We start from the raw sequence: 3,811 nt of genomic DNA on the forward strand, positions 1-3,811 counted from the left end.
CAAGGCCAAGGAGGTTACCGGCAAGGCGACCGGCGACAAGGCCATGGAGCACAAGGGTAAGGTAGAAAAGCATGGTGGCAAGGCTCAAGCCGCCTACGGCGACCTCAAGCACGACATCAAGGAAAGCCAGAAATGAGCCTTATGGATTCGCCGCATCCATGCCCAAGCATTCAGTTTATACAAGCGACATTCAGCATGGAGTGCCAGACGTAATGACGAAGAACCCGATGGACATGATGGTCGCGTGGACGAAGGTCGCCTCTTCCTACAACATGATGTCGTTTGCTGCCGGTGAGGTGATCGCCCGTCGCGCGATGATGATGGCCCGCGGCGAGATGACCGGCCCCGATGCCATGGGCATGGTGATGGAGAAGGCGACGATCTTCGCCACAGCGACCGAGCAAGCGGCAGTGGCGGCGGCCAGCGGCGCCGATCCCGCGCGGATTGCGGCAGCGGCGCTGAAGCCATACAGCACCAAGACCCGGTCGAACGCACGCAAGCTGCGGCCCTGAGGAGTTATCGTCAAATCTGGTGTACAGGCGTCAGGCACCATTTTCCCTGCGGCAGTGAGTCACCTGCTGTCGATGAGTTCCCAAGGAGTTACCGCGTTGGCCGGCAGCAGTCTACTCACCCTAATCGACGACATCGCCACCCTCCTCGATGACGTCTCGCTGATGACGAAGGTGGCGGCGAAGAAGACCGCCGGCATGCTGGGCGACGACCTGGCGCTCAACGCCCAGCAGGTCACCGGCGTCAGGCCCGACCGGGAACTGCCGGTGGTCTGGGCGGTGGCCCGCGGGTCGCTTCTCAACAAGCTGATCCTTATTCCTGCTGCGCTGCTGATCAGCGCCTTCGTTCCCTGGGCGGTCACCCTGCTGCTGATGCTCGGCGGCGCCTACCTCTGCTACGAGGGGGTCGAGAAGCTGGCGCACAAGTTCCTGCATGGCGAGGAGCAGCAGGAGACCCATCGACAGCGTCTCGCGGCCATGGCCGACGAGAAGGTCGACATGCGCGCCTTCGAGAAGGAGAAGATCAAGGGGGCGGTGCGCACAGACTTCATCCTCTCCGCCGAGATCATCGTGATCACTCTGGGGACGGTGGCTGGTGAGGTACTGGGCAAGCAGGTCGCCGTGCTGGTCGGGATCGGGCTGCTGATGACTGTCGGTGTCTACGGGCTGGTCGCAGGGATCGTCAAGATCGACGACCTGGGGCTCTACCTGAGCCGGCGCGAGGGGCTGCCGAATACAGTGGGCCGTGGCCTGCTGGCCGGGGCTCCCTACCTGATGAAGGGCCTTTCGGTGGTCGGCACCCTGGCGATGTTCCTGGTCGGCGGCGGGATCCTCACCCATGGCATCCCCGTGGTCCATCATCTGGTCCAGGGCGTGGCCGAGGCGCAGTTCGACATGCCGGGGCTCGATGCCATCATCCATGGCCTGGGACCGTCGCTGCTCAACATGCTCTTCGGCCTGGTGGTCGGCGCGGTGGTGCTGGGAGCGGTGAGCCTGGGTCAGCGGCTCTGGGCTGGCAGGGGGAGGTAAGCGCGCGGGGGTGTCCGCTATATCCACTCCACCGTTGATCCCGCGTGCCTTTATCCTTAAGCGCACTACCTTGGGGCGAGCCGAATTGCGATCAGCTCCTGACACTCGAACCCGGAAGTCCGATAGCCGCCAAAGCTCTGGCCGGCGACTTCATGACGCTTGGAACCTGCATGTCACCTAGAGCATAGCCCAACGAAAAACCGCCACCCGGCATGATCCGTAAGTGGCGGTTTTAGCTATGTTTTTTGGTCGGAGTAGCAGGATTCGAACCTACGACCTCTGCCTCCCGAAGGCAGCGCTCTACCAAGCTGAGCTATACTCCGATATCGCTTTCGTCGTGAACTCTCGGCGACGACGGATGCGCATTATACGTCATCGTCCCCGCCGTGCAAGCCGTCAGGCGCCATTCTCTCGGGGCGTCAAGCCTGGCGGTCCACCGCCATCCGGGCGAGGTCGGCCATGCTTTCCCGGTAGGCATTGGCCGGAAGGTGATCGAGCTGCTGCAGTGCCCTGGCTGCCATCTCTTCGGCCCGGGCCCGGGTGTAGTCCAGGGCACCGGTATCCCGGACGATGGCCAGTACCTCGTCGAGGTGTTCCAGGCCCCCCTCGCGGATGGCGCGACGGATCAGCCCGGCCTGCTCGGGAGTGCCAACGGCCATGGCCTGGATCAACGGCAGGGTCGGCTTGCCCTCGGCCAGGTCGTCTCCCACGTTCTTGCCCATGGCCTGGCTGTCGCCCTGGTAGTCGAGGAGGTCGTCGATCAGCTGGAAGGCCAGCCCCAGGTAGCGCCCGTAGTGTTGCAGGGCGGCTTCCTGCTCGGCAGATGCCTGGGCGAGGATGGCGCCGCAATGGGAGGCCGCCTCGAAGAGCATGGCGGTCTTGCCCTGGATAGTCTCGAAATAGGCGGTCTCGTCGGTATCGGGGTTGCCCACATTGGTGAGCTGTTGCACCTCGCCTTCGGCAATGGTGCAGGTGGCTGCGGAGAGTACGTCCATGATGCGCATGGAACCGACACTCACCATCATCTGGAAGGAGCGGGAATACAGGAAGTCACCCACCAGGACGCAGGGCGCATTGCCCCAGGCATCGTTGGCGGTGGCCTTGCCGCGGCGCAGGTGGGATTCGTCGACGACGTCGTCATGCAGCAGGGTCGAGGTATGCATGAATTCGATCAGGGTCGCCAGGGTGATGTGCCTGTCACCCGCGTAGCCCAGTGATCTGGCGGACAGCAGGACCAGCAAGGGTCGCAGCCGCTTGCCGCCGCTCTCGATGATGTATTGCCCGATGGTCTCCACCAGCGGAATACGTGACGCCAGTTGCTCCGTGATGGTGCGGTTGACGGCGGCAAAGTCCTCGGCGACCACTGCATGGATGGGCGAAGGGGGCGCAGCATGGGCAGTCGGCGAGACAGTGGCGGGCATGGAAGCGATTTCGACTGAGATGGAGACGGTTGGAGTGAAGGCCATGCTATGGGGCCCTCTCCGGGCCGTCAAGGAAAGGGTCCCTTCGTGCAGGGCGCCTGTCTCGCCAAGGCGTATCCCGCTTGTATGGCATGCTTGGAGTGGTTATAATATCCGGCCCACTCATCACGCTCCCTGTCAGATGGTACCGGAAGGGGTGCCACTCGAAGCAGGCCGGTGAAGAGCCAATCCATGGTGAGGTCTGGAGAAAACAGCATGTACGCAGTTATCAAGAGCGGTGGCAAGCAATACCGCGTTCAGGAAGGTCAGACCCTCAAGCTCGAGAAGCTCGAGATTCCGACCGGCGAGTCCGTCTCCTTCGACGATGTTCTGCTGGTCGGCGACGACGAGAACGTGACCGTTGGCGCCCCGCTGGTCGAGGGTGCCAAGGTGGCGGCCGAGGTCGTCTCCCACGGCCGCGGCAAGAAGGTGACCATCATCAAGTTCCGCCGCCGCAAGCACCACATGAAGCGTCAGGGCCACCGTCAGTGGTTCACTGAAGTCAAGATCACCGGAATCTCCGCGTAGGCGATACCCGAACGCCTATCGTCTTTCGAGATACCCCTGAACGAGCGAGGACTTTGCAATGGCTCACAAGAAGGCAGCCGGCTCCACCCGTAACGGCCGCGATTCCGAATCGAAACGCCTCGGCGTCAAGCTCTATGGTGGCCAGGTCGTCACCGCCGGCAACATCATCGTTCGCCAGCGTGGCACCAAGTTTCACGCTGGTACCGGCGTCGGCCTGGGACGCGATCACACCCTGTTCGCCCTGAGCGATGGCGTGATCAAGTTCGAGACCAAGGGTCCGAAGAA

6 protein-coding genes and 1 tRNA gene are annotated in these 3,811 nt (G+C 62.8%); 5 read left to right on the forward strand and 2 right to left on the reverse strand.

Annotated elements, in window-relative coordinates; all coding sequences use genetic code 11:
• The 3 genes from ACESMD_RS09625 to ACESMD_RS09635 form a co-directional block, all read left to right on the forward strand.
• Positions 1-136: CsbD family protein (locus ACESMD_RS09625; RefSeq protein ID WP_372612627.1), on the forward strand; the 136-nt coding region annotated here is incomplete at its 5' end.
• Between the two features lie 76 nt (positions 137-212).
• The gene (locus tag ACESMD_RS09630) at positions 213-512 is read left to right on the forward strand and encodes a hypothetical protein (protein ID WP_372612617.1); all 300 of its coding nucleotides are present in this window, start codon (positions 213-215) and stop codon (positions 510-512) included.
• Positions 513-608: 96 nt separating this feature from the next.
• Positions 609-1,538 carry a DUF808 domain-containing protein gene (locus ACESMD_RS09635; RefSeq protein WP_372612619.1) on the forward strand — a complete coding sequence of 310 codons (930 nt, stop codon included), beginning with the start codon at positions 609-611 and terminating at the stop codon, positions 1,536-1,538.
• Positions 1,539-1,784: 246 nt separating this feature from the next.
• On the opposite strand, the gene ACESMD_RS09640 is transcribed toward ACESMD_RS09635, so the two are convergent.
• Together ACESMD_RS09640 and ispB are read right to left on the reverse strand one after the other, a co-directional pair.
• A tRNA-Pro gene (locus ACESMD_RS09640) sits at positions 1,785-1,861 on the reverse strand.
• Positions 1,862-1,957: 96 nt separating this feature from the next.
• Positions 1,958-2,959 carry an octaprenyl diphosphate synthase gene (gene ispB, locus ACESMD_RS09645; protein WP_372612621.1) on the reverse strand — a complete coding sequence of 334 codons (1,002 nt, stop codon included), beginning with the start codon at positions 2,957-2,959 and terminating at the stop codon, positions 1,958-1,960.
• A gap of 255 nt (positions 2,960-3,214) precedes the next feature.
• Between ispB and rplU the strand changes: the two genes are divergently transcribed.
• Together rplU and rpmA are read left to right on the forward strand one after the other, a co-directional pair.
• Positions 3,215-3,526, forward strand: coding sequence for a 50S ribosomal protein L21 (gene rplU / locus ACESMD_RS09650; protein ID WP_372612623.1), 312 nt, complete (start codon positions 3,215-3,217; stop codon positions 3,524-3,526).
• A gap of 58 nt (positions 3,527-3,584) precedes the next feature.
• Positions 3,585-3,811 (forward strand): 50S ribosomal protein L27 (gene rpmA, locus ACESMD_RS09655; RefSeq protein WP_372612625.1); only part of this gene is annotated, 227 nt, incomplete at its 3' end.

Source organism: Halomonas sp. (genome assembly GCF_041689495.1).
GTDB lineage: Bacteria > Pseudomonadota > Gammaproteobacteria > Pseudomonadales > Halomonadaceae > Halomonas.